This is a genomic window from Providencia zhijiangensis, assembly GCF_030315915.2.
Lineage (GTDB): Bacteria > Pseudomonadota > Gammaproteobacteria > Enterobacterales > Enterobacteriaceae > Providencia > Providencia zhijiangensis.
Genome location: NZ_CP135990.1, coordinates 1,697,167 through 1,719,069, shown reverse-complemented (window position 1 = coordinate 1,719,069; position 21,903 = coordinate 1,697,167). Strand labels below are relative to the sequence as shown.

At 41.2% G+C, this 21,903-nt stretch carries 18 protein-coding genes; 7 read left to right on the top strand and 11 right to left on the bottom strand.

All coding sequences use genetic code 11. The features are described 5' to 3' along the window. Window positions 1-264: 264 nt before the first annotated feature. The 5 genes from rnd to QS795_RS07845 all read right to left on the bottom strand — a co-directional run bounded on the left by rnd (window position 265) and on the right by QS795_RS07845 (window position 7,097). Complete coding sequence (gene rnd / locus QS795_RS07865; RefSeq protein ID WP_154637759.1) at window positions 265-1,386, bottom strand: ribonuclease D; 1,122 nt, start codon at window positions 1,384-1,386, stop codon at window positions 265-267. A gap of 127 nt (window positions 1,387-1,513) precedes the next feature. After that, on the bottom strand, window positions 1,514-3,202 hold the full coding sequence (fadD, locus tag QS795_RS07860) for a long-chain-fatty-acid--CoA ligase FadD (RefSeq protein WP_154603885.1): 1,689 nt from the start codon (window positions 3,200-3,202) through the stop codon (window positions 1,514-1,516). 333 nt (window positions 3,203-3,535) lie between these two features. Continuing rightward, window positions 3,536-4,138, bottom strand: coding sequence for a Slp family lipoprotein (locus QS795_RS07855; protein ID WP_286272100.1), 603 nt, complete (start codon window positions 4,136-4,138; stop codon window positions 3,536-3,538). A gap of 234 nt (window positions 4,139-4,372) precedes the next feature. Then, window positions 4,373-5,068: a tRNA (adenosine(37)-N6)-threonylcarbamoyltransferase complex dimerization subunit type 1 TsaB gene (gene tsaB / locus QS795_RS07850; RefSeq protein WP_286272101.1), complete on the bottom strand. Its 696-nt coding sequence runs from the start codon at window positions 5,066-5,068 to the stop codon at window positions 4,373-4,375. Window positions 5,069-5,171: 103 nt separating this feature from the next. Beyond that, on the bottom strand, window positions 5,172-7,097 hold the full coding sequence (locus QS795_RS07845; protein ID WP_286272102.1) for a DNA repair helicase YoaA: 1,926 nt from the start codon (window positions 7,095-7,097) through the stop codon (window positions 5,172-5,174). A gap of 148 nt (window positions 7,098-7,245) precedes the next feature. Between QS795_RS07845 and QS795_RS07840 the strand changes: the two genes are divergently transcribed. The 3 genes from QS795_RS07840 to QS795_RS07830 all read left to right on the top strand — a co-directional run bounded on the left by QS795_RS07840 (window position 7,246) and on the right by QS795_RS07830 (window position 10,204). Beyond that, complete coding sequence (locus tag QS795_RS07840; protein ID WP_036948225.1) at window positions 7,246-7,593, top strand: RidA family protein; 348 nt, start codon at window positions 7,246-7,248, stop codon at window positions 7,591-7,593. 351 nt (window positions 7,594-7,944) lie between these two features. After that, window positions 7,945-8,574, top strand: coding sequence for a colicin immunity protein Cui (gene cui / locus QS795_RS07835; protein ID WP_318627128.1), 630 nt, complete (start codon window positions 7,945-7,947; stop codon window positions 8,572-8,574). A 421-nt stretch (window positions 8,575-8,995) separates the two neighbouring features. Then, window positions 8,996-10,204 (top strand): IS4-like element ISVsa5 family transposase, encoded by a 1,209-nt coding sequence (locus QS795_RS07830; protein ID WP_001339197.1) that lies wholly within the window; start codon window positions 8,996-8,998, stop codon window positions 10,202-10,204. Between the two features lie 269 nt (window positions 10,205-10,473). Here QS795_RS07830 and mdtI read toward each other — a convergent pair whose 3' ends face one another. Next, entirely contained in the window at window positions 10,474-10,806 is a 333-nt protein-coding gene (gene mdtI, locus QS795_RS07825; protein ID WP_154603889.1) for a multidrug/spermidine efflux SMR transporter subunit MdtI, read from the bottom strand. A 1-nt stretch (window position 10,807) separates the two neighbouring features. Then, a complete protein-coding gene (gene mdtJ, locus QS795_RS07820; RefSeq protein ID WP_154603890.1) occupies window positions 10,808-11,236 on the bottom strand; it encodes a multidrug/spermidine efflux SMR transporter subunit MdtJ in 429 nt (142 codons plus the stop codon). 656 nt (window positions 11,237-11,892) lie between these two features. On the opposite strand from mdtJ, the gene pdxK reads away from it, so the two are divergent. Continuing rightward, window positions 11,893-12,741 (top strand): pyridoxine/pyridoxal/pyridoxamine kinase, encoded by an 849-nt coding sequence (gene pdxK, locus QS795_RS07815; RefSeq protein ID WP_286271932.1) that lies wholly within the window; start codon window positions 11,893-11,895, stop codon window positions 12,739-12,741. 122 nt (window positions 12,742-12,863) lie between these two features. Beyond that, a complete protein-coding gene (locus tag QS795_RS07810; protein ID WP_286271930.1) occupies window positions 12,864-13,127 on the top strand; it encodes a hypothetical protein in 264 nt (87 codons plus the stop codon). A gap of 61 nt (window positions 13,128-13,188) precedes the next feature. Here QS795_RS07810 and zwf read toward each other — a convergent pair whose 3' ends face one another. Further along, window positions 13,189-14,664: a glucose-6-phosphate dehydrogenase gene (gene zwf / locus QS795_RS07805; protein WP_154638197.1), complete on the bottom strand. Its 1,476-nt coding sequence runs from the start codon at window positions 14,662-14,664 to the stop codon at window positions 13,189-13,191. A 460-nt stretch (window positions 14,665-15,124) separates the two neighbouring features. Between zwf and QS795_RS07800 the strand changes: the two genes are divergently transcribed. Together QS795_RS07800 and pyk are read left to right on the top strand one after the other, a co-directional pair. Then, a complete protein-coding gene (locus tag QS795_RS07800; protein WP_154626743.1) occupies window positions 15,125-15,970 on the top strand; it encodes a MurR/RpiR family transcriptional regulator in 846 nt (281 codons plus the stop codon). A gap of 200 nt (window positions 15,971-16,170) precedes the next feature. Next, window positions 16,171-17,613, top strand: a complete 1,443-nt coding sequence (gene pyk, locus QS795_RS07795) for a pyruvate kinase (RefSeq protein ID WP_036948247.1) — start codon at window positions 16,171-16,173, stop codon at window positions 17,611-17,613. A gap of 61 nt (window positions 17,614-17,674) precedes the next feature. Here the strand turns inward: pyk and QS795_RS07790 are convergent, their stop codons facing one another. The 3 genes from QS795_RS07790 to QS795_RS07780 are packed head-to-tail and all read right to left on the bottom strand — an operon-like array spanning window position 17,675 to window position 21,888. Next, window positions 17,675-18,697 (bottom strand): fimbrial protein, encoded by a 1,023-nt coding sequence (locus tag QS795_RS07790; protein ID WP_318627126.1) that lies wholly within the window; start codon window positions 18,695-18,697, stop codon window positions 17,675-17,677. 8 nt (window positions 18,698-18,705) lie between these two features. After that, window positions 18,706-21,219, bottom strand: coding sequence for a fimbria/pilus outer membrane usher protein (locus QS795_RS07785; protein WP_286271921.1), 2,514 nt, complete (start codon window positions 21,217-21,219; stop codon window positions 18,706-18,708). Window positions 21,220-21,222: 3 nt separating this feature from the next. Next, window positions 21,223-21,888 (bottom strand): fimbrial biogenesis chaperone, encoded by a 666-nt coding sequence (locus QS795_RS07780; protein ID WP_286271919.1) that lies wholly within the window; start codon window positions 21,886-21,888, stop codon window positions 21,223-21,225. Window positions 21,889-21,903: the final 15 nt, after the last annotated feature.

The window sequence follows — 21,903 nt, the reverse complement described above, 5'->3', positions numbered from 1 at the left end:
TCGATTTTTATTTATATTTACTATTTTTTAAGAGTAATTACAGAATTGAAATACATTAAATAGCGCCATTAATATCAAAGCGCGGTGTTATTTTTAGATTAGTGCTAAATAATAATCTTCATTATTTAAAGAAGAATAAATATTTAATATTGGCGGGATGAGAATAAAGCTTATTGATATGAGTAACAAAATGCCCAAGAAAAAAAGTACTTTGAAAATGGCATAAAGGCACAAAATTATCGCTATTTTGTGCCTTTATTATGATTACGCTTGGCTAAGTAATTGGGTTAATGGCGCTTCTAGTAACCGACCTCGCCAACCAGCAAGCAGTTCAGGCTGACATGATTTCTCTTTTAGCCCCCAATGCACCGCTAATAACTGGTTAATTTGTCGACGAGATGCTAATAACTCTGGGTTGAATTTTTCATTCTCGGCGATCTCTTTCACCACCCCTTTGATCTCTTTAAAAATGCTTTTGTATTGGCTCTGCTCAGTAATATTAGCAACAGGTTCTGGATACTGGCTGGCGTCCAGTTTCTTCGCTTCTTCGACAATACTTAACAAGCGGCGACCATGGCAGCGAATTTCTTGTCCAGATAAACCGAGAGCATCCAGTTCGCCTAAAGAGCTCGGTAAATAACGAGCGACTTTCCACAGGTTTTCTTCTTTAATAACGAAATTGATCGCCATATCCCGCGCTTTTGCTTGATCCAAACGCCATGCTGCCAGCAGCTGTAAGCAAGCAAGTTGTTCATCACGTAATTGCCACGCATTGGTGATATTTAAGTAGGCTTTTTCAGGTTTAACTGTTTTTTGACGACGCGCAACCACTCGCTGGCATTCGTCTTGGGCATCAGCTAAATAACCTGCTTCTGTCACTTTTTCCATCAAAATTTTGGCTAGTGGCAGTAAATAAAGTACATCCGCCGTCGCATAATCACACTGCTTCAAACTTAAAGGACGCGCGAGCCAGTCTGTTCGAGATTCGCTTTTATCTAGCTCGACACCCAAATGCTCTGCCACCAACGTAGCGAAGCCGCAAGAAATGGGATAACCCAAAAATGCCGCGACGATTTGAGTATCTATCATCGGCTCTGGCACACAACCAAAATCATGCATAAACACTTCTAAATCTTCGCTGCCTGCATGTAAAAACTTCAATTGGTTTGGATTGGTTAACAGCGCCTTAAATGGGCTAAAATCCGTCATTAATAGCGGATCAATCAGTGAAACCTGTTTTCCATCATACAACTGCAATAAACCCAGTTGCGGGTAATAGGTTCGTGTGCGAACAAACTCAGTATCTAATGCTAACCACGGCGCATCACTGGCCTCTTGGCAGACTTGGGCTAATTCGCTATCTGTTGTGACTAAACGGTAATTCAAAACAAGTTTCTCTTTATTATAATTTGGTTAAGTGTATCTGATTGACACAGTAACGCCGGTAAAAACCGGCGTTACACACATTGCTTTTGTTAATTCATCGCCTAATTAGCTATTCATCGCTTACTCGCTATGACGGTGATTTTTCTCGTGATTGCTGCTCTTCGGCTCGTAATTCTTTTCGTAGAATTTTTCCTACGTTAGATTTCGGCAGCTCATCACGAAACTCAAAAATTTTCGGGACTTTATAAGCCGTTAATGAACGACGGCAAAATGTTTTTAGATCTGCAGCGGTCAGAGCTGAATTTTTGGTGACCACAAAAACCTTCACCGCTTCCCCAGTACTTTCGCTTGGCACCCCAATTGCAGCACATTCGATAACATCAGGATGCATGGAAATAACATCTTCAATTTCATTCGGGTAGACATTAAATCCAGAGACAATAATCATATCTTTTTTGCGATCAACAATACGAATATAGCCTTCGTCATCTATTTCGGCGATATCACCAGTGGCTAACCAACCATCAACGATAGCTTCACTGGTCGCATCAGGGCGATTCCAATACCCTTTCATCACCTGCGGGCCTTTTACCCACATTTCCCCAGGAGTACCATGAGGAACTTCATGCCCATCATCATCTAAAAACTTCACATCTGTTGATGGAACAGGTATCCCGATACTACCACTATAAGCCGTTAAATTATATGGGTTACCAGAAACTAATGGGGAACATTCTGTTAAGCCATAACCTTCGAGTAAATGCCGCCCAGTCAGCGCTTGCCACTTCTGAGCAACCGCTTTATGGACAGGCATTCCGCCTCCAACAGACAGTCTTAAACGGGAAAAATCAAGCTTCTGAAATTCCGGGTTTTGCAGCCATGCATTAAAGAGCGTGTTAACACCCGTGATCGATGTAAATGGATAACGGGATAATTGCTTCACCGTATCTGGCACATCTCGCGGGTTGGTGATAAGTAGATTCACACCACCCACACTAATAAACAATAAGCAGTTTACGGTCAGCGCAAAGACGTGATAAAGAGGCAGTGCCGTTACCACATATTCATGACCAAAATGTAACACAGGACCATAAGCGGCTTTGGCTTGGGCTATATTCGCTAACATATTGCGATGCGTTAACATTGCACCTTTGGCTACCCCTGTCGTGCCACCGGTATATTGTAAGAATGCTAAATCTTCGCCAATAATATTCGGCTTGATATATTGCATTCGATAACCTTGATGCATAGCACGACGAAATGAAATAGCATCCGGCAAGTTGTATTTTGGAACTAACCGTTTTACATATTTCACCACAAAATCCACAATTGTGGCTTTCGGGCGCGGTAGCTGATCCCCTAAGCGGGTCAAAATAACGTGTTTAACTTTGGTATTAAAAACGATTTTTTCTAATGTATGCGCAAAGTTAGAAACGATGACAATCGCTGTCGTCCCGCTATCATTTAACTGATGCTCTAACTCTCGCGGGGTATACAGAGGGTTAACATTAACCGCCACCATACCCGCACGCAAAATCCCAAACAGCGCTATAGGATACTGCAGCAAGTTTGGCATCATTAAAGCAACTCGGTCACCTTTTTTAAGACCCAGTCCATTTTGTAAGTAGGCGGCAAATGCGCGGCTTCTCTCTTCAAGTTTACGGTAGGTCATTACGGCGCCCATATTAATGAACGCTGGCTGATCCGCATATTGAGAAACGGCATTTTCAAGTAACTCTGCTAATGACGCGAAGTCATCAGGACTTATTTCTTCAGGTACATCAGCAGGATAGTTTTTTAGCCAGATTTTTTCCAAAATGTCACTCCTGAATTTAGTGAGTTATTATTTTACACAACCCTTTAACAAATTATTAACTCATTGTACCAGTTTGAAAATTAGACAATGTTAAGGTTGAGAGCTATATCACTAAATAAATTTCATTCCTTCGAGATAAAAATAAGGCGGTCAATGCCGCCCTATTCAACTTATGATTAATTCACCAGAACTTTAGTCTGCTTATAACCCGTAATTATACACCGTTGTCAGGAATTTTTGGAGAATTAAGCAGTTAATAGCCTACTCCCGCTCAGTTTTTTTATAAAAAAAATCCTAGCTTAACTAGGATTTTTAGCAGAATTATACTATTGCTTAATCTTCCGTTAAATACGTCTGCACTTGGGCAGGCCCCACAGGGTATCCATAGCCCCATCCCCAAGGATGATTATAGTAATATGGGGAACCATAATACCCATAACCCCATGGACCTGCCGGCGGTGGCATCATCACACTTTGTGCAATACTCCAACGCTGGAAGCCAGTGACATTCATTGTCACATACTGATAAGGTACCTCTCCGATTTTCCCCGCTTGTTCTCCAGTTATGTTACCCACAACAGTGACATAGCGGTTTTTAAAATCGTTTGGCTCAACAAACCCATTGATATACGCGTAAATACGACCAAGCGACGGAGAGTTTAATTCAGGTGCAGCGTCATATTTATTTAACGTCATAACGGCTATTTCAATCCGCGTTCTCTTCGGCTCATTAAAGACAGATAACACTTTACCGCCAAAGCGCGCTTCTTGACCAATATACATCTCCGGCGCATTTTGCACCGACTTAAGATTATCTGCAGGATTAGGTACTGACCCCTTAATAGACTGAGGGATTGATACACAACCTGCTAGCGCTAATATGCCCGCAAGTAATAGCGTTTTCATTGCTGAGCGGTAGCTAAATTGAATTTTCATTTACCACCTCCAATTAGCCGTCATTATAGAATGAGATAGTTCGTATTAAAACTGCTGGTATTCCTTATCACATTATATGTGCAATCCAATTTTTATTAACGCTTATTTATTCAATGATAGCTCAATTAAACAGCGATTCTATATCTTAGATTAAAAAAATAGCTATCGGTTTTACCCTGATAGCTATTTTTTTATTCGACAAAAATCATGCTGCTTCTATTTATTCACGATCCGTTATTCGCGACCGGGTAATTTTTTCCAAGTCACTTCATTACGCAAGTAAGTCGGTTCGACATTCTCGACCGCAGTCACTTTTCCTGCCTGCCACAGCTGCTCTGCAATTGGCAGCATATCTTGCGCTGCAGGTAATGTGATTAGGCTGTCGGTCAACAATGAGCCTTCTAATAATTCAGGATAAGCCGCCCAGCCCGTTCCTGCATGACTCCATTGCCCTTCTAATTCCGTAAATTTTAATTTGAAATCAGCGGGTAGCATCACAGCTTCCGTTTCTTCACCTAACCAAAAACCGCGTTCATCGCGTTGATATTGCGCACAATAGATTTCAGACATTCGCGCATCAATCGCCACCAGCACACGGGAACTATTCGTTGTGCGGTATACCCCTTGTGCCAGCGCCATCAACGAGGAAACACCGATCATGGGTAAATCGGCACCCAGCGCTAGTCCTTGAGCAATGCCCACACCAATTCGAACCCCAGTAAAACTACCCGGTCCACGCCCAAATGCTAATGCATCTAATTGATTAAGTTTAATGCCTGCTTGCGCCAGTACTTCTTCGATCATCGGCAATACTTTTTGAGTATGTTCGCGAGGAGAGATTGCAAAACGCGAAATAATTTCACCATCGCACAGTAATGCGACAGAACAAGCTTCAGTGGCTGTATCAACAGCTAGAATACGACTCGACATGCCTAAACTCCGGCAAATATTAGGTTTTTTGTTGTCGCCTTATGACGGCAACCTGAAAGATGGGCGGTATCTTAGCATAAACCGCCCACAGGATTGCATAAAATTAGTGTTTCTCAATCGCTTCCGCGCGCTTTGCTGCCAAAAATTCAATCGCTTTATTCAAATCTCGCGTACGTGGCGAAGGAGGCAAGCTTCGCAAAAACACCTCTCCGTAAGGGCGTGTCACGAGCCGATTGTCACAAATCACAATAACACCGTAATCTTTTGTGTCGCGGATCAACCGCCCAACCCCTTGCTTTAATGTGATGACGGCATCGGGTAATTGAACGTCGGCAAATGGGTCTCCGCCTCGGAGTTCACAATCTTCAATCCGAGCACGTAATAACGGGTCATCCGGTGCTGTAAACGGGAGTTTATCAATGATCACGCAGGTCAATTCATCACCCCGGACATCAACCCCTTCCCAGAAACTGCTCGTAGCGACCAAAACGGCATTTCCTGCCGCAATAAACTGTGCCAGCAATTTATTTTTACTGCTTTCCCCCTGCATAAGCACAGGCAATGTCAACGACGCTTTAAACTCTTCGGCTAATTCCCTCATCATTAAATGAGAGGTACATAAAAAGAAGCAGCGACCTCGGTTTTTTTCAATTAACGGCCGCAACATATTGGCAAGCTTTTGAGCGCTACCCCGTTGATTAGGTTCCGGTAAAAAGCGAGGCACACACAGCAAGGTTTGGCTTTCATAATCAAACGGACTTGCGAGCAATAACGTTTTCGCGGAATTGAGTCCTAATCTATCCGTAAAGTGGCTGAGTTTTTCGTTCACGGAAAGCGTCGCCGAGGTGAACACCCAACTAGCCGGCGTACTCGCAATCATTTCACTGAATTTATCCGCGACAGTGAGTGGTGTTAAAGCTAATAAAAAGTGACGTCCGTAGCTCTCAAACCAGTAACTATAACCCGGTATGGTGACATCCTTTAAGCGGTTAAGACGGTTGCGGTAAATCGTCACGCGCTCAAAAATAGAATCCAAACTTTGGGAACGCCCTAATGACGTTTTGATGACTTCATAACAGAGTTCCAGTGCATCATCCAACAGCGTTAACGCTCGCTGAACTTCCGACAATTTCAGTAATTCCCGTAAATTACCTCGGAAGCTGTTTTCCCCTAAATTAAGGCGAAAATCCAGTGTGCTTTGCGTCAGTCGATCAGCACTTTTTTGCAATTGAGCTTGGTCTTTTAGCTCTGTACGATACGTCATTATCATATCGCGAGCTAAATCTAACAATTGCCGGCTACTGAGTTGTTGACCAAAATATTGGCTTGCAATATCAGGGATTTGATGGGCTTCATCGAAGATCATCACATCAGCTTGGGGGATCAACTCCCCAAAACCGGTATCTTTCACCACTCTGTCCGCCATAAAAAGATGGTGGTTAACGACCACTACATCGGCATCAAGAGCTTTACGACGCGCTTTGAGTACGAAGCACTCTTGGTAGCGGGGGCAATCACTGCCTAAACAGTTATCGTTGGTGCTAGTGACTAACGGCCAAACAGGGCTATCTTCAGCAATATCATGGCAGGTACTGGTATCCCCCAGTTCTGATTCGATGGACCAACTGCGTAATCTCACAACCGCAGCGAGGATCTCCGGTTCGAGGCTACCTCCACCGAGGGATTGCTGATCTAACCTTTCAAGACACAGGTAATTTGAACGCCCTTTTAATAGCGCCGTTTTTCCTGTGTAGTTCATCGCATCGATAATCGTAGGTAGGTCGCGGTGATAAAGTTGGTCTTGTAGGGCTTTCGACCCCGTAGAAACAATCACTTTTTTGCCACTTCGTAATGCAGGGACGAGATAAGCGTAGGTTTTCCCTGTTCCTGTACCCGCTTCAGCCACCAGCACATGCTGCTGCTCAATAGATTGAGTGACAGCGTCAGACATAGTGACCTGCGCAGCTCGAGGTTGGAAACCGGGAATTGTTTTTGCTAGAAAGCCATCTGCTGAAAAGTCGTTAGACACTACGAACCTATATTGCTTACCGTTGATAGGCACACTTTACCATGAGTTCAAGATGGCTGCTGAGCTAATTATCGTTTCATCAATGAACTGATTTTCATCATAGTAGCAAACTGATATCCTTGGGCAGCATTGATAATAAGGAACAATTATGACTATTGAACGCATTGACCCAGATACCCGTTGGTCTGAAGCTGTTATCCATAACAACGTGGTCTATTACACTAGCGTCCCAGAAAAACTGGATGGCGACATTATTATTCAAACCGCAGATACCTTAGCCGCTATTGATGTCATGTTAGGCCGTGTGGGTTCCGATAAAAGCAAAATTTTAGATGCGACTATCTTCCTTGCAGATAAAGCAGATTTTGCTGGCATGAACCAAGCGTGGGATGCATGGGTTGTTGCGGGTAGCGCGCCTGTTCGTTGCACGGTTCAAGCCGCGCTAATGAAGCCAGAATATAAAGTTGAGATTAAAATCGTTGCGGCGATTGATTAGTCTTAATTGATACTTGAAAAATAATCATCAGCCTAATGGCGCTCACCTTAAGTGAACGCCATTATTTTTTAACGGGATAACTTGACCTTTTATTTTCTCACTTCACTTATTTTTTCAGTTTCATTGCGTATCGCCATATGACGGTAGTAACGAGCTTTGGCCTCTATTTACCTATCCATTTGATTTATTATTAAAAGTAAAAACGTATTATTTAGAGTCTTTACTGTTTCTCATATTCTTTTTCATCTCAAATGAAATTTGTATTTCTCTACACAGTAGGAAGTAATAGATCTTTACATGACAATAGGAATGAATATTATTATCACCACCATATGAAGTAGGAATTCTAAAATGCCTTTCAAGATCAATTCAAGCTTAGTTTTTATTATTACCATTTTACTGGGAGCTGTTCCTCTCTCTACTATATGGTTACACATGATACCCAATATAGTAATAATAAACATTAGTAATTGGATAGGTGAGATACCTGTAATTTACTCAGATTATTATCGAAATGAAAGCTATCTATCCGCTTTATACTGTAAAATGGCACCTTTCTTTTCCATTCCATACTATTTGATTGTGTGGAATTCGATAGAGATAAAAAAAGAACATTTTGAATTATATAATAAAGGGATAATTACAACTATATTTGGTTATTTTAGTATAATTTTAATTGCTTTTATTATTACATATATTAATTACTTCCTAAACTATAACATATCAAACGGAAATGTAAATTTACGCTCAATTTCCGTTTTTGAATTCACTTCATTCCTTTATTATTACGCTATCTTTATATCAGTTTTCACCATTACTTGCGCTACAATAAATGCATTTTTATTTCTACCTATTAAATATAAAAAAAATAAATACAGACTAATTCATATTATGGATTTAAAAATACATTCATGGAATAATTTCTTTATTTATTGCACCAGCAAAATCAGCATCAATATAAGATGTAATCACAGCAGTTAATATGATGGCAGATACAGATAGAAGTGTTACTGAAATAGTAACCGGTAATAATAAGCTTAGGATAGATATAAATAGATTTTCTACTCTGAAGGGTTTAATGCTTTTTTCATAAAAATGAATTAATAAAATAAAGAGAATCTAATTTTTCACAAAAACCAGTGAATACTGTAGTAAATTCATTTTTGGAAATGATGTATTGATTGAATTGTAAAATAGCCACTACAACTAGTGTCTTTATAATTAACGGATATATCAAAAAGTTGAGTAGACTGAGCTATTGAGGTGCCATAATCCACACTTAAACGCGCTTGGTACTGATGAATCCCCTAATGATTTTGGTAAAAATCATTAAGTTAAGGTGGATACACATCTTGTCATATGATCAAATGGTTTCGCGAAAAATCAATAATCAGACAACAAGATGTGCGAACTCGATATTTTACACGACTCTCTTTACCAATTCTGCCCCGAATTACACTTAAAACGACTCAACAGCTTAACGTTGGCTTGCCACGCATTACTTGACTGTAAAACTCTCACTCTTACCGAACTTGGCCGTAACCTGCCAACCAAAGCGAGAACAAAACATAACATCAAACGAATCGACCGATTGTTAGGTAATCGTCACCTCCACAAAGAGCGACTCGCTGTATACCGTTGGCATGCTAGCTTTATCTGTTCGGGCAATACGATGCCCATTGTACTTGTTGACTGGTCTGATATTCGTGAGCAAAAACGACTTATGGTATTGCGAGCTTCAGTCGCACTACACGGTCGTTCTGTTACTCTTTATGAGAAAGCGTTCCCGCTTTCAGAGCAATGTTCAAAGAAAGCTCATGACCAATTTCTAGCCGACCTTGCGAGCATTCTACCGAGTAACACCACACCGCTCATTGTCAGTGATGCTGGCTTTAAAGTGCCATGGTATAAATCCGTTGAGAAGCTGGGTTGGTACTGGTTAAGTCGAGTAAGAGGAAAAGTACAATATGCAGACCTAGGAGCGGAAAACTGGAAACCTATCAGCAACTTACATGATATGTCATCTAGTCACTCAAAGACTTTAGGCTATAAGAGGCTGACTAAAAGCAATCCAATCTCATGCCAAATTCTATTGTATAAATCTCGCTCTAAAGGCCGAAAAAATCAGCGCTCGACACGGACTCATTGTCACCACCCGTCACCTAAAATCTACTCAGCGTCGGCAAAGGAGCCATGGGTTCTAGCAACTAACTTACCTGTTGAAATTCGAACACCCAAACAACTTGTTAATATCTATTCGAAGCGAATGCAGATTGAAGAAACCTTCCGAGACTTGAAAAGTCCTGCCTACGGACTAGGCCTACGCCATAGCCGAACGAGCAGCTCAGAGCGTTTTGATATCATGCTGCTAATCGCCCTGATGCTTCAACTAACATGTTGGCTTGCGGGCGTTCATGCTCAGAAACAAGGTTGGGACAAGCACTTCCAGGCTAACACAGTCAGAAATCGAAACGTACTCTCAACAGTTCGCTTAGGCATGGAAGTTTTGCGGCATTCTGGCTACACAATAACAAGGGAAGACTTACTCGTGGCTGCAACCCTACTAGCTCAAAATTTATTCACACATGGTTACGCTTTGGGGAAATTATGAGGGGATCTCTCAGCGCTTGGTAACCTTTAATTATTGTGTTACCTTGCCCACAGGCCGCCGAATGGCTGCTATTGGAAAAATAAATAGAGATAAAATTATTTTCATTAACGTATGAATAAATAACCATATATTATTCTATGGACATTAGATCAATATTTTAAAATTTTCATTTCACTGAAAGTATTAATTTTGATGTAATTATATATTGAAAAGCTATTAGTACTATATTGTAGAATAAGCACTAATAGCTTTAAGAATTGTATTATCCGTTACGACATTTTAATCAGCACCATACCAATAAGCAGGAATACTAACCCACCCCAGCCTTTATAGTTTAGGCGTTGATTAAACAAGATCCAGCCGGCAGCAACTGTGGCGATTAAACCGAATGCTCCCCATAAGGCATAAGCGACTGACAGTTCGATTCCCTTCACTGCCTGTGCCAGTGCACTAAATGCCCCTAATACAGCAACAAGAGACAAAATTCCTAACCAATAACGTCTAAAACCATCCGACATTTTTAAAAATACGTTGGCTAGAATTTCCAGTACCACTGCGAGGATCAAAAATGCCGCATGCCACCATTCAAATTGACTGGCCATATTACACCTCCGATTTAGCGGTCTTTGTCACTAAAGCTCGGGCTTTGGCGGAATCAACCGCATTCTTGGCAGCTTGTTTTACCTTCTGAGCTGACTGTCTAACAGTCGCTTTTTTGGTGCCTGATTTGATCAATGCAATACCCGTGATCAGGAAAACTAATCCACCGACTTTCATCGGTGACAGCGATTCTCCAAACCACAACACACTGAAGGTAGTGATCAACAGAACGCCGACCCCTTCCCACATCGCATAAGCGACACCCAAGGCCACTTTTTTTACCGCAACCGCCAGTAAAATATAGGAAGTCGCAATCATCACATACATCACTGCCATACCAGTGAAATCACCGCTTACACTGGCATGTTTCATTGATAACGTACCAATGACCTCAGTCACGATAGCTAATGCTAAAAATATCCAATAAATCATTATAGTATCCCTCTAGATACAGCTTCGCCATAGCCTGTTTTTTGAACAAGATAGAAAGGCAATGAGCTTGATGTTTAAGCTTTAAGCTGTTTAAAATTCAAATAAAAACAAAAGAATGCTGATTTTATTCAGCGGATTGAATAATCTAGAAGGACGCTATAATGCGCCACACCAGTGATGCTCACTGGAAAGAATAGCGGAAAGGAAAAGCTTGTGTGTTGATCTTCTTTGGGACTTACTGATCTTTATGCTAGTCACGCTAAGCATGATATCTCATTCATTTCATCGGATGGACATCCATCCAAGTTACTCCGAACCCTCATATAATTGTTAGTTTCAAGCTATTTCTATCATGCCAAAATTATTAAGTCAATGAATACAAACACTTTTTGAATCCCTCATATTTATGCATAAATATTCATTAATATGCTAAGCAATACAGTGGCAGCGTCTATTTTGCGAATAATTCCGTTATTTTTCTCGCATTTATTTTTAGAGGATCTAAGCAAAAAAAATTTTTTATCACCCTTTTTTATGCTGTAACCATCCCATTCAATATGAATTTTTTCGGTTACCATTGACAATCAACGTCAACACGCTTCTTATCGTGTTATCCGTTAGAAAATAGCAATAATGAACACCAATAAGAGAGAGTCATGGATACCTTTACGCTAACGTCAAATAGCTTTCAAAACGCCGCCGATGCTACCCCACTTCCTTATGATGTCGTCTCCATTCAATCACAAGTTGTGTATGGCAGTGTAGGTAATAGCATCGCTGTGCCTGCATTGACCAAACAAGGATTACGCGTTGCTGCGGTTCCCACTGTTATTCTAAGCAACACCCCCCACTATGCCACTTGTTATGGTGGCGAATTACCCGGTGAATGGTTTCGCGGTTATTTGCAAGGCTTCGTTGAACGTGGCAGCTTAAAGAGCGTTAAAGCCATTTTAACGGGTTATTTAGGTTCACCAGATAAAGCTCACGACCTTGCAAATTGGCTCGCCTCTGTGCGTGAGCAACATCCTAAAATGCCTGTCATTGTCGACCCTGTAATGGGAGATGAAGATAGTGGCTTTTATATTCCTCCAGCGATTGCCGATATTTATCGGCATGAAGTCATCCCACTCGCGACGGGAATTATCCCAAACAAATTTGAGCTTTCCACACTCAGTGGACAAGAGATCAACAATCTAGACGATGCCACCCGTGCAGCTCGCTCGTTGCTCAAAGGTCACACGCAGTGGGTCATCATTACGAGCGCTTTTCAACCTGATGAGGAAAGCATTGAAGTGGTCTGTGTAACGAAACAGGATGTCGCCGTTATTCGCCACAAACGTTACCCTGTAACACCCAAAGGCACTGGCGACCTATTCGGCGCTGAGCTTACCGCTCAATTATTGGCCGGTTTATCGGTTCCTGATGCGGCTAAAATGGCGTGTTTACGTATCGAGCAAGGAATCATTCATATGGCTGCGACAGGTCGAAGTGAGCTAGTGCTTTAAGATAACCCAAATTGAATGGTTACCTTGAGTCTACATCATGGTAACCATCACATTATTAAAGAGAAGCGTCATGAGTCATGGCAGACTCCGCATTCAATAAATGCATCACTAAAGGATTTACAATGCCAATCAGCGCTTTCTTTTCAAGATCAAAACCTGCAAAACATATCCCTGTTGTATTTCATTCAACCATTAAACTCACTGATCCAAAAATCATAAAAGAAATAAATAGCTATCCTATGCTTAAAATAAAAAATTCATCGCTTTCATTTGAATTAACAGAAAAAAATAAAACTTTGTCATTTAGCCAACGTGAAATTCAATGGCTTGCGGAAATTTCTATCGCGGAAAGAATAAAAAAAGATAAAGAAGAAAGTATTAGCTAAAAAAATGGCGGGGATTCAGCCTCCCCGCCATCTCATCATTCCAGTTTATGGAAATAAAATATTACTCAAATTCATTCCACGAGCGACCATCACGAGCAATCATTGCTACTGAAGCAATTGGCCCCCAAGTTCCCGCTTGGTACGGCTTAGGCGCATCGTTATCCATTGCCCACGCTTCCATGATGGAATCGACCCACTTCCATGCTTCTTCCACTTCATCACGGCGAACGAACAATGCTTGAATTCCGCGCATGGCTTCTAATAATAAACGCTCGTAAGCATCCGCAAGATGCGTTTGATTGAAGGTTTCAGAGAAGCTTAAATCCAGCTTAGTAGTCTGTAAGCGGTGCTTATGATCCAAGCCCGGCGCTTTGTTCATAATTTCAATATCGATACCCTCATCTGGTTGCAGACGAATGGTCAATTTGTTCTGTGGTAAATCTTGGTAGCTTTCAGAGAAAATATTCAGTGCCGGCTTTTTAAAATAGACCACAACTTCTGAACATTTTGCAGGTAAACGCTTACCCGTACGCAGGTAGAATGGGACGCCTGCCCAGCGCCAGTCATCAATATCCACACGTAAAGCCACAAAGGACTCTGTCTGGCTTTGCTTGTTGGCGCCTTCTTCTTCTAAGTAGCCTGGTACTTTCTTACCTTGCACAAAGCCCGCAGTATATTGACCGCGTACCGCTTTCTCACGCACGTTTGTGTGGTCAATGCGACGTAAAGAACGCAGCACTTTCACTTTTTCATCACGAATACGGTCAGTGGTTAAGTCTGCCGGCGGTGACATGGCAATCATCGTTAAGATCTGCAGCAAATGGTTTTGCACCATATCGCGCATCTGACCAGCTTGGTCAAAGTAACCCCAACGACCTTCGATACCGACTTCTTCTGCAACAGTGATCTGCACATGGTCAATGGTGCGATTATCCCAGTTATTAATAAACAGTGAGTTCGCAAAACGCAGTGCCAGTAAGTTTAAAACTGTTTCTTTACCTAGATAGTGGTCAATTCGGTAAACTTGGCTTTCATCGAAATATTTAGCCACTTCGTTGTTGATCTGCTGAGATGAAGCTAAGTCTGTTCCTAATGGTTTTTCCATTACCACGCGGTTCGGTTGCTTGTTCAGCCCTGCATGACCCAGCCCCTGACACATTTCACCAAATGTGCTTGGTGGCATCGCGAAGTAATGGATGGCAGGTTGTTCGTCTTGTTTGAGCATATCCGCTAAACGAACGAAGTTATCGGTTTCACTGACATCTAAATTGCAGAAATCTAAGCGGGCGCTTAAACGCTCCCACAGCGCAGGATCTAGCTCTTCTTTCAAAAAGTCATTTAGGGCTTTTTGCACAAATTCTACATAATCGTTCCGTTCCCATTGGGCACGACCAACGCCGATAATACGAGTATCTGGATGGATATAACCTGCTTTTTCCAGTTGATACAGTGATGGAAGTAACTTGCGACGCGCTAGGTCACCTTTAGTGCCGAAAATAATCAAGTCACAAGCTTGAGCAGCATTATGTACCGCCATGTTGGTTCTCCTCAATCTGCGGAATTTAGAAACTATCTGATTAGAGCCCAGAGAAAACAAGGGGGTATTTCACTCTAATGAGATAGGTTCTGAATGTCGTTTTTAATAAAAATACAATCGGTTGCCTGCTAATGTACCCGTTTGCTCCTGCTCAGTAAATATTGATGACGCTGGTCACAGTTTTTATGCTGAAAAATACAGCATACCCAGACATCAATAAAATTTTTTATCACTGAATGCTTCCAGCTTTGTTAGAAAATCACGGTTTATGTGGTGAGTTTACTAAGTTGAAAATTAGATACGGGTCATATTTTCGTAAAAAAAGCCATTAGTTACGCTCAGTGTATAGATAGCTTACTATCAACACGTAGTATATTTTCAGTCATATCCGGATGTTAATGCCACCATACGCTGATGGCAGAAATATTTCTCCTTTTGCTGAAATAGGCACTTTTGCTATATGAATATTTTAGAACAAATGAAAACTAGCCTCGATTTTTTGAGTAAATCAGAAAAAAAAGTGGCGGAAGTCATTTTAAGTATGCCCCAAAGTGCTATTCATTTAAGTATCGCTGCATTGGCCCAATTGGCGGATGTCAGCGAGCCTACCGTCAACCGATTTTGCCGCAAAATGGAAACCAAAGGGTTTCCTGACTTTAAATTAAAGCTGGCTCAAAATCTCGCTAATGGCACGCCTTACGTTAATCGCCATATCGAAGAGACAGACACCGTCAATACCTATACTCACAAGATTTTCGAATCCGCAATGGCCGGGTTAGACAATGTCAAACATACCCTCGATACTCATGCCATTAATCGTGCCGTTGATTTACTTACTCAAGCGCGAAAAATCAGCTTTTTTGGGTTTGGGGCTTCTGCGGCGGTTGCCCACGATGCGATGAATAAATTTTTCCGTTTTAATATTCCAGTCATATACTTTGATGATATTGTCATGCAACGCATGAGCTGCATCAATAGTAGTGAGGGGGATGTGATTGTGTTGATTTCTCACACAGGACGCACAAAAGCCTTAGTCGATATGGCGCAACTCGCTCGCCAGAATGATGCGACGGTCATCGCAATTACCTCTGAAGGTTCTCCTCTCGCCAAAGAAGCCAACTTATCGATTATTATTGATGTCCCTGAAGATACCGATATGTACATGCCAATGGTCTCTAGGATGGCACAGCTTGCCGTCATTGATGTATTAACCACTGGATTTACTTTGCGTAGAGGCGAAAAATTTAGAGATAACTTGAAACGGGTCAAAGAAGCGTTACGCGATTCGCGGTTTGATAATGTCTGAAAGATGGAAATGACAATGTTAAAAGAGGTTTCTTAATTCTACCGGGCCCAAAGAGTTTTTATTCTCCCGATGGCTTTAAGAAATTTGCTGTATATAATAGCTGTGCTCGTGTCAGCACCCCTATTTGCAGTAAATAGGTTTCGAAATGGAGTGAAATGGTTTCACTTATATTTGTACCATTACAGGTCACGGAGTAATACATGTCTAGACGGCTTAGAAGAACTAAAATTGTTACAACCCTTGGTCCAGCAACCGATCGTGATAATAATCTAGAAAAAATTATCAATGCTGGGGCTAACGTTGTTCGCCTTAATTTCTCTCACGGAACTCCTGAAGACCACATGGCTCGCGCAAATAAAGTGCGTGAGATTGCGGCTCGATTAGGGCGTCACGTCGCTATTCTTGGGGATCTACAAGGTCCGAAAATTCGTGTTTCTACTTTTAAAGACGGTAAAGTTTTCCTCAATGTTGGTGATAAATTCACGCTGGATGCTTCATTAGGTAAAGGTGAAGGCGACCAGCATAAAGTGGGTATCGACTATAAAGGTCTGCCTGCTGACGTGGTACCTGGCGATATTCTCCTACTGGATGATGGTCGCGTGCAGTTAAAAGTTCGTGAAGTTCAAGGTTTACAAGTCTTCACCGAAGTGACTGTCGGTGGACAACTTTCCAATAATAAAGGCATCAATAAACTCGGTGGTGGCTTGTCCGCAGAAGCCCTGACAGAAAAAGACAAAGCCGACATTATTACCGCCGCTAAAATCAATGTGGATTTCTTGGCTGTCTCTTTCCCGCGTTCAGGTGAAGATCTAGATTATGCTCGCCGTTTAGCGCGTGATGCAGGCTGCGAATGCCAAATCGTCGCCAAAGTTGAACGTGCTGAAGCAGTCGCAACTGACGATATCATGGACGAAGTGATCCTTGCCTCTGATGTGGTGATGGTTGCCCGTGGTGATTTAGGGGTTGAAATTGGTGATCCTGAACTGGTTGCGGTGCAAAAGAAATTAATTCGTCGTTCCCGTCAATTGAACCGTGTGGTGATCACTGCAACTCAAATGATGGAATCCATGATCACCAACCCAATGCCAACCCGTGCAGAAGTGATGGACGTGGCAAACGCTGTCTTAGACGGAACCGATGCGGTGATGCTATCCGCAGAAACCGCAGCAGGACAATACCCAGCGGAAACTGTCGCTGCCATGGCGCAAGTCTGTTTTGGTGCGGAAAAAATGCCGGGCCTGAATATTTCAAAACACCGTTTAGACGCTGAATTTGAAAGTTCCGAAGATGCGATTGCGATGTCAACCATGTATGCCGCCAACCACCTAAAAGGTGTTAAAGCGATCATTGCGATGACTGAATCAGGTCGTACCGCACGTATTATGTCGCGTATTAGCTCTGGCTTGCCAATTTTCGCGATGTCTCGCCATGAAAAAACATTGAACCAATGTTCACTGTATCGTGGTGTCACCCCCGTATTTTGCAGCACACATACTGATGGTATTGCGGCAGCAAGTGAGGCCATCGCACGATTACGTGACAATGGCTACTTGATGGTTGGTGATACGGTTATCGTGACTCAAGGTGACCAAATGGGCACCATCGGCAGCACCAATACCTGCCGTATTTTAGTAGTTGAATGATAGTCTAGTCGTTCAATTTATCGTTATAGAGGGAGCTTAGGCTCCCTTTTATTTTGTCATCTCAATGATATTGCAGATTAAATTGCAGCGTTCCATCCGCCTTTCCTCCGTGTGTTTTCTCTGCGGTTTGAATATAGGCCGCTTCTAACGGAATAACGTAGTGTTGCGCTTGATTTAAGCGGGAAACTTGCACCATTTGATTCAGTTTAATGGGTTTTCCTTTGTGTTTAATTTGAATGCCAAAGCCTTTTGCAGTTTTCTGATGATTCGGATTATTGAGTGCAATCGTTCCACCTAATCCACTCGCATCAGCCATTCCCATAAAACGGATCTTTATTGGCGAGGATTCATCACATTCAAGCTCAATTTTGAATCGTTTACGGCTATTCGCAACTGTCATACCCACCCCATTGGCGCCTGACTTTTCCACCTGACCAAAGGCGACATTGACTACCCGATTTTTAACTTCACATCCATTAGCAATCACATTAATCGGTGACAACCAAATTTTTGGCTCAACATTTCCAAATGCATCCTGAGTAATAAACTTATCATTAAACACAATAAGCATCGCAGCGCTAGTCGATTGTAATAATTGAGAATTCACTTGAGGGCGGATTTTATAGAATGCGGCTTTCAAGGTAACACTGTAATTACCCCTTGATTCGCTGCTTGGACACAGCAAGCGATTCGCCGGATTTCCATCGCGATTATTTTTACCATTCACATACCCCCGCGCTGAACAGGGGCTATTAACTGAACCGTGCAATGCAAAGCCGATACCTGAGAGGCCAATTTCTTTAATGGCGCCAACCCCTGCTATCTGATAATGATCATCAAATATACCGGGTAAATTAATTCCCACTCGCGTTATCCCTGATTCATTCCACCACGCCCATGGCGTATAGGTTCCCAGCTCTATCGTTGCAATATGTGAGTTGATGGGCGCACTTTTAGGAACATACAGCGTTTGAGATATCGGTACCGTGTAAGATGAAAATTCTGCTCGGTAGTCTGCGAAAAGTCTTGGTGAGAACAACAACATAATGGCGTAGATAGCGCTGGAGATAGCAAACTGTTTCATAAGATCCCTTATTGGCAAACCCCGTCAATAAATTGAATATCTTGATTGTTCAAATCAATCTGAAGAGGCAATTGGCACTGTTGTGTATGCGCTTCTCCCCATTTAATGTGAACAACACTCTGTGCAGGAACCCCACTCAAATACACTTCTCCATCATTCGCTACAATGCCCGATGAGACGATACGCTGCTGTGTGAGAAGATTAACTTGGGTACCAAACCCGAGTAACTGATTATTTTTCTTCAGTTTTAATACCACTCGCCCACCACGCTTCGCTTTGAGATCCACCAAAATAATCGCACCGCTTGTGGGAACAACGGTCGCTGAGCTCGACTCCACATCATCATTACCCTTTAACGTCGAGGTATCTACGCTCACTTTATTGCGTTCATAGCGCGTTAACATGGGAACCACTGCGTACCCTTGCCCATTAGTATGCAATGAAGGTGTATTATTCACTTTCAAATTATCAATATCTTGAGCTTTAACCAGTCCAATGGCATCAGAAAACGCGCGTGAAGCTGTCACTCCACCTTGATGAAATAACAGCGACCCTGTCGCCTCAGCATGGGCAGCTTGATATTCAGAAGCATCATCCCAACCTGCGCCAAATTCGCCGTAAGAGGTTAAGTAATTTCCACGAATACCATGGCTGAATTGTTGATTCTTATGATGATATTGCTGAGTAATGTCATATTGTAATGGATTGGAATTGAAAGCTGAGCCATTCAAGCTAAATGTGCTTATTCCCCCTGCATTATCGCTCGTGTTGTAGCTATAAACACCCCAATAAGCCTTTTCTTTCCAACGAAATGGCATACTGCAATTAAAGGAAAATAACCTATCAACCCTATGGGGATTACTTTGCTCAGAATGGGAATAGGAAAAACTGTAATTAATAGATTGATACTGAGAACTAAAACCGACTGTAAGGTTATTATCTGAACCTGACTGCCCCCAATACTTTTGCTGATAACCATTAATGTTTAAAGATCCCCATTTCCCTAACACTTGACTCAACGCAACCTGTAACCTGTGCTTCTTTGACCTTTGATCACTATTTATGGTTTGAAAAAGAACCTTGTTTATATCGGGTTCTACGGCATATTGAGCAGATAAATTCAGTGCCGTCGCTGTACTTTGAATATATTTGGTATATTGAAAACGGTAGGTTTGATCCGTCATATTTGCATATTGCTGCCATTGTGCTTGTGAGTATGTCATATCCAGTGAAATACCCCCGAAATAACCTAGACTCACCCCAGATCCTAAAACATAAACTTGTTTATCTTCTGAGATAAGCGCGCCACCTAATAACGACACGTTGCCATAACTCGCCAAATTGATTGGCAGACCATAGATCCCTGAGAATTGAATAAAATAAGGTCGTTCTATTCCTCTCTCTTCTCGATATTTTCCAAGTTCGATGCTGTATTTTAATGTGCCTTCTCTTTGCATTATTGGGGCATTAGAAAAAGGTTGAGTAAATGTTCTTGTTGATCCATTCGCTTCAGTGACCATAACCTGTAAATCCCCATTGAACGATGTAGGATAAAGATCATTCAATATAAATTCCCCAGCAGGTACTGACGTTTGATAAATAATCTGACCATTTTGACGAACAGTGACCACCGCATTAGTATTTGCAACCCCATTAACAACAGGAGCAAATCCACGGCGACTTTGCGGTAACATGCTTTCTTCCGACATGAGCTTTATACCGCGATATTGAAAAGCATCCATAATCCCGTTATCAGACGCTGTTTCTCCAATAATTAAATGGCTTTTCAAATCACGAATATCCCGCTCTAAGAAGGTTTGCAAACTATGCAAAATGGCTTTTTCATTCGTGTCATTGTAATAACTGTGATTACGTAACCTCCAGGCCCCCCAATTAATTCCATTTCGTAGGCCTACATAAATATTTTGTTGGCTGTTTGGATTTCCCCACGATCGGTTAAAGCGTGCTGAATAGTTAATAAACATCCCATTGATTCCATCGTCCCATTCAGTGACGTCAATATAGCCTCGGCTCGCCATTTCCATTCCAATTTGAGGAATACTAATATCTAATCGATTTGAAAAAAAATCATGGTGAATGTCACTACCATCAATTGAGTGCTTAATATCTAAGAATTTATCGGTTGAAGAGATTTCATTTTTTTGTAATAACATTGAGGGCTTAACACCCCAACTCATTAACTGTTCTTTTGTTATTTTAGGTTTCAGTTTTTTTTCTTCATTATTGTAAATAAATTCAATCAACTCATCTGCAACTTTGTTTCCATTCACATAAATATTGACCTGATAACGACCAGGAAGTTGCCCTTCGGTTTTAGAAAGATAATTTAATAGTGAAGAGTCAGATAGCTTATTTTCAATTCCTGTATTAATTGCATTGATGTCAAATATCTCACTTGCGCTAGAAATTGATGCAAATCCAACTGATGAAAAAAATGTAATATTAATGAATTTAATTTTTTTACTATAAAACCAACTTTTGATTAAATGGTGTGTTTCCATACACTAGCTCTTGGTTATTTTCTTTTCCACAATAGCACCATAGTCATTAATAAATTCGACAGTAACTACATGCCCCTTTCCTATCCTCTTTTTTAAAATATAATCATCTACCCATGGGTAGACCATTTTCATTCCTTTTATAGACTGACCATTTATTAAAATGCTTTTAATTGATAAATGATACGGTGTTTTATTATTAATTTTTATTCCACCATACTCTTTTGTTAATATTATATTTTCAAAATCCAATGGTTCAATATCATTTGAACGTAGGAAAAGTTTAAACTGAGAATTAATAATAATTTGCAATTCATTTTCAATATTTTCATCTTTAGGCGGTATTGATTTTATATTTAATAAAAATATTTTTTCTTGATTAGATGAAAGTGGCTGACCTAAATACGCAATTCTTGCAGCACCATAACTACTCGGCTCAACACGGAATAAAGCAGGGGTTGCAATAAATGGCGCTTTAATATCCTCATTAAATCCTGTTACCCAACTTTGAATCAAAAAAGGTTTTTTTTCATTACTATTAAAAATGGGAATTGAGATTTCTCGTTTATTATCCATGTAAACAAAACGAGTTCCACCTACACTGATCCCAGATGCTGATGCTAAAGAAACAAAACAGAAAAAAAATAGCACAACTGAATAAATTATTTTCATATGAATGCCAACATA

Excerpts from the sequence above, each read along its gene's own strand:
- QS795_RS07855 (WP_286272100.1), bottom strand. The coding sequence starts at position 4,138 with ATGAAAATTCAATTTAGCTACCGCTCAGCAATGAAAACGCTATTACTT.
- tsaB (WP_286272101.1), bottom strand. The coding sequence starts at position 5,068 with ATGTCGAGTCGTATTCTAGCTGTTGATACAGCCACTGAAGCTTGTTCT.
- QS795_RS07840 (WP_036948225.1), top strand. The coding sequence starts at position 7,246 with ATGACTATTGAACGCATTGACCCAGATACCCGTTGGTCTGAAGCTGTT.
- cui (WP_318627128.1), top strand. The coding sequence starts at position 7,945 with ATGCCTTTCAAGATCAATTCAAGCTTAGTTTTTATTATTACCATTTTA.
- QS795_RS07830 (WP_001339197.1), top strand. The coding sequence starts at position 8,996 with ATGTGCGAACTCGATATTTTACACGACTCTCTTTACCAATTCTGCCCC.
- mdtI (WP_154603889.1), bottom strand. The coding sequence starts at position 10,806 with ATGGCCAGTCAATTTGAATGGTGGCATGCGGCATTTTTGATCCTCGCA.
- mdtJ (WP_154603890.1), bottom strand. The coding sequence starts at position 11,236 with ATGATTTATTGGATATTTTTAGCATTAGCTATCGTGACTGAGGTCATT.
- pdxK (WP_286271932.1), top strand. The coding sequence starts at position 11,893 with ATGGATACCTTTACGCTAACGTCAAATAGCTTTCAAAACGCCGCCGAT.
- QS795_RS07810 (WP_286271930.1), top strand. The coding sequence starts at position 12,864 with ATGCCAATCAGCGCTTTCTTTTCAAGATCAAAACCTGCAAAACATATC.
- zwf (WP_154638197.1), bottom strand. The coding sequence starts at position 14,664 with ATGGCGGTACATAATGCTGCTCAAGCTTGTGACTTGATTATTTTCGGC.
- QS795_RS07800 (WP_154626743.1), top strand. The coding sequence starts at position 15,125 with ATGAATATTTTAGAACAAATGAAAACTAGCCTCGATTTTTTGAGTAAA.
- pyk (WP_036948247.1), top strand. The coding sequence starts at position 16,171 with ATGTCTAGACGGCTTAGAAGAACTAAAATTGTTACAACCCTTGGTCCA.
- QS795_RS07790 (WP_318627126.1), bottom strand. The coding sequence starts at position 18,697 with ATGAAACAGTTTGCTATCTCCAGCGCTATCTACGCCATTATGTTGTTG.
- QS795_RS07785 (WP_286271921.1), bottom strand. The coding sequence starts at position 21,219 with ATGGAAACACACCATTTAATCAAAAGTTGGTTTTATAGTAAAAAAATT.
- QS795_RS07780 (WP_286271919.1), bottom strand. The coding sequence starts at position 21,888 with ATGAAAATAATTTATTCAGTTGTGCTATTTTTTTTCTGTTTTGTTTCT.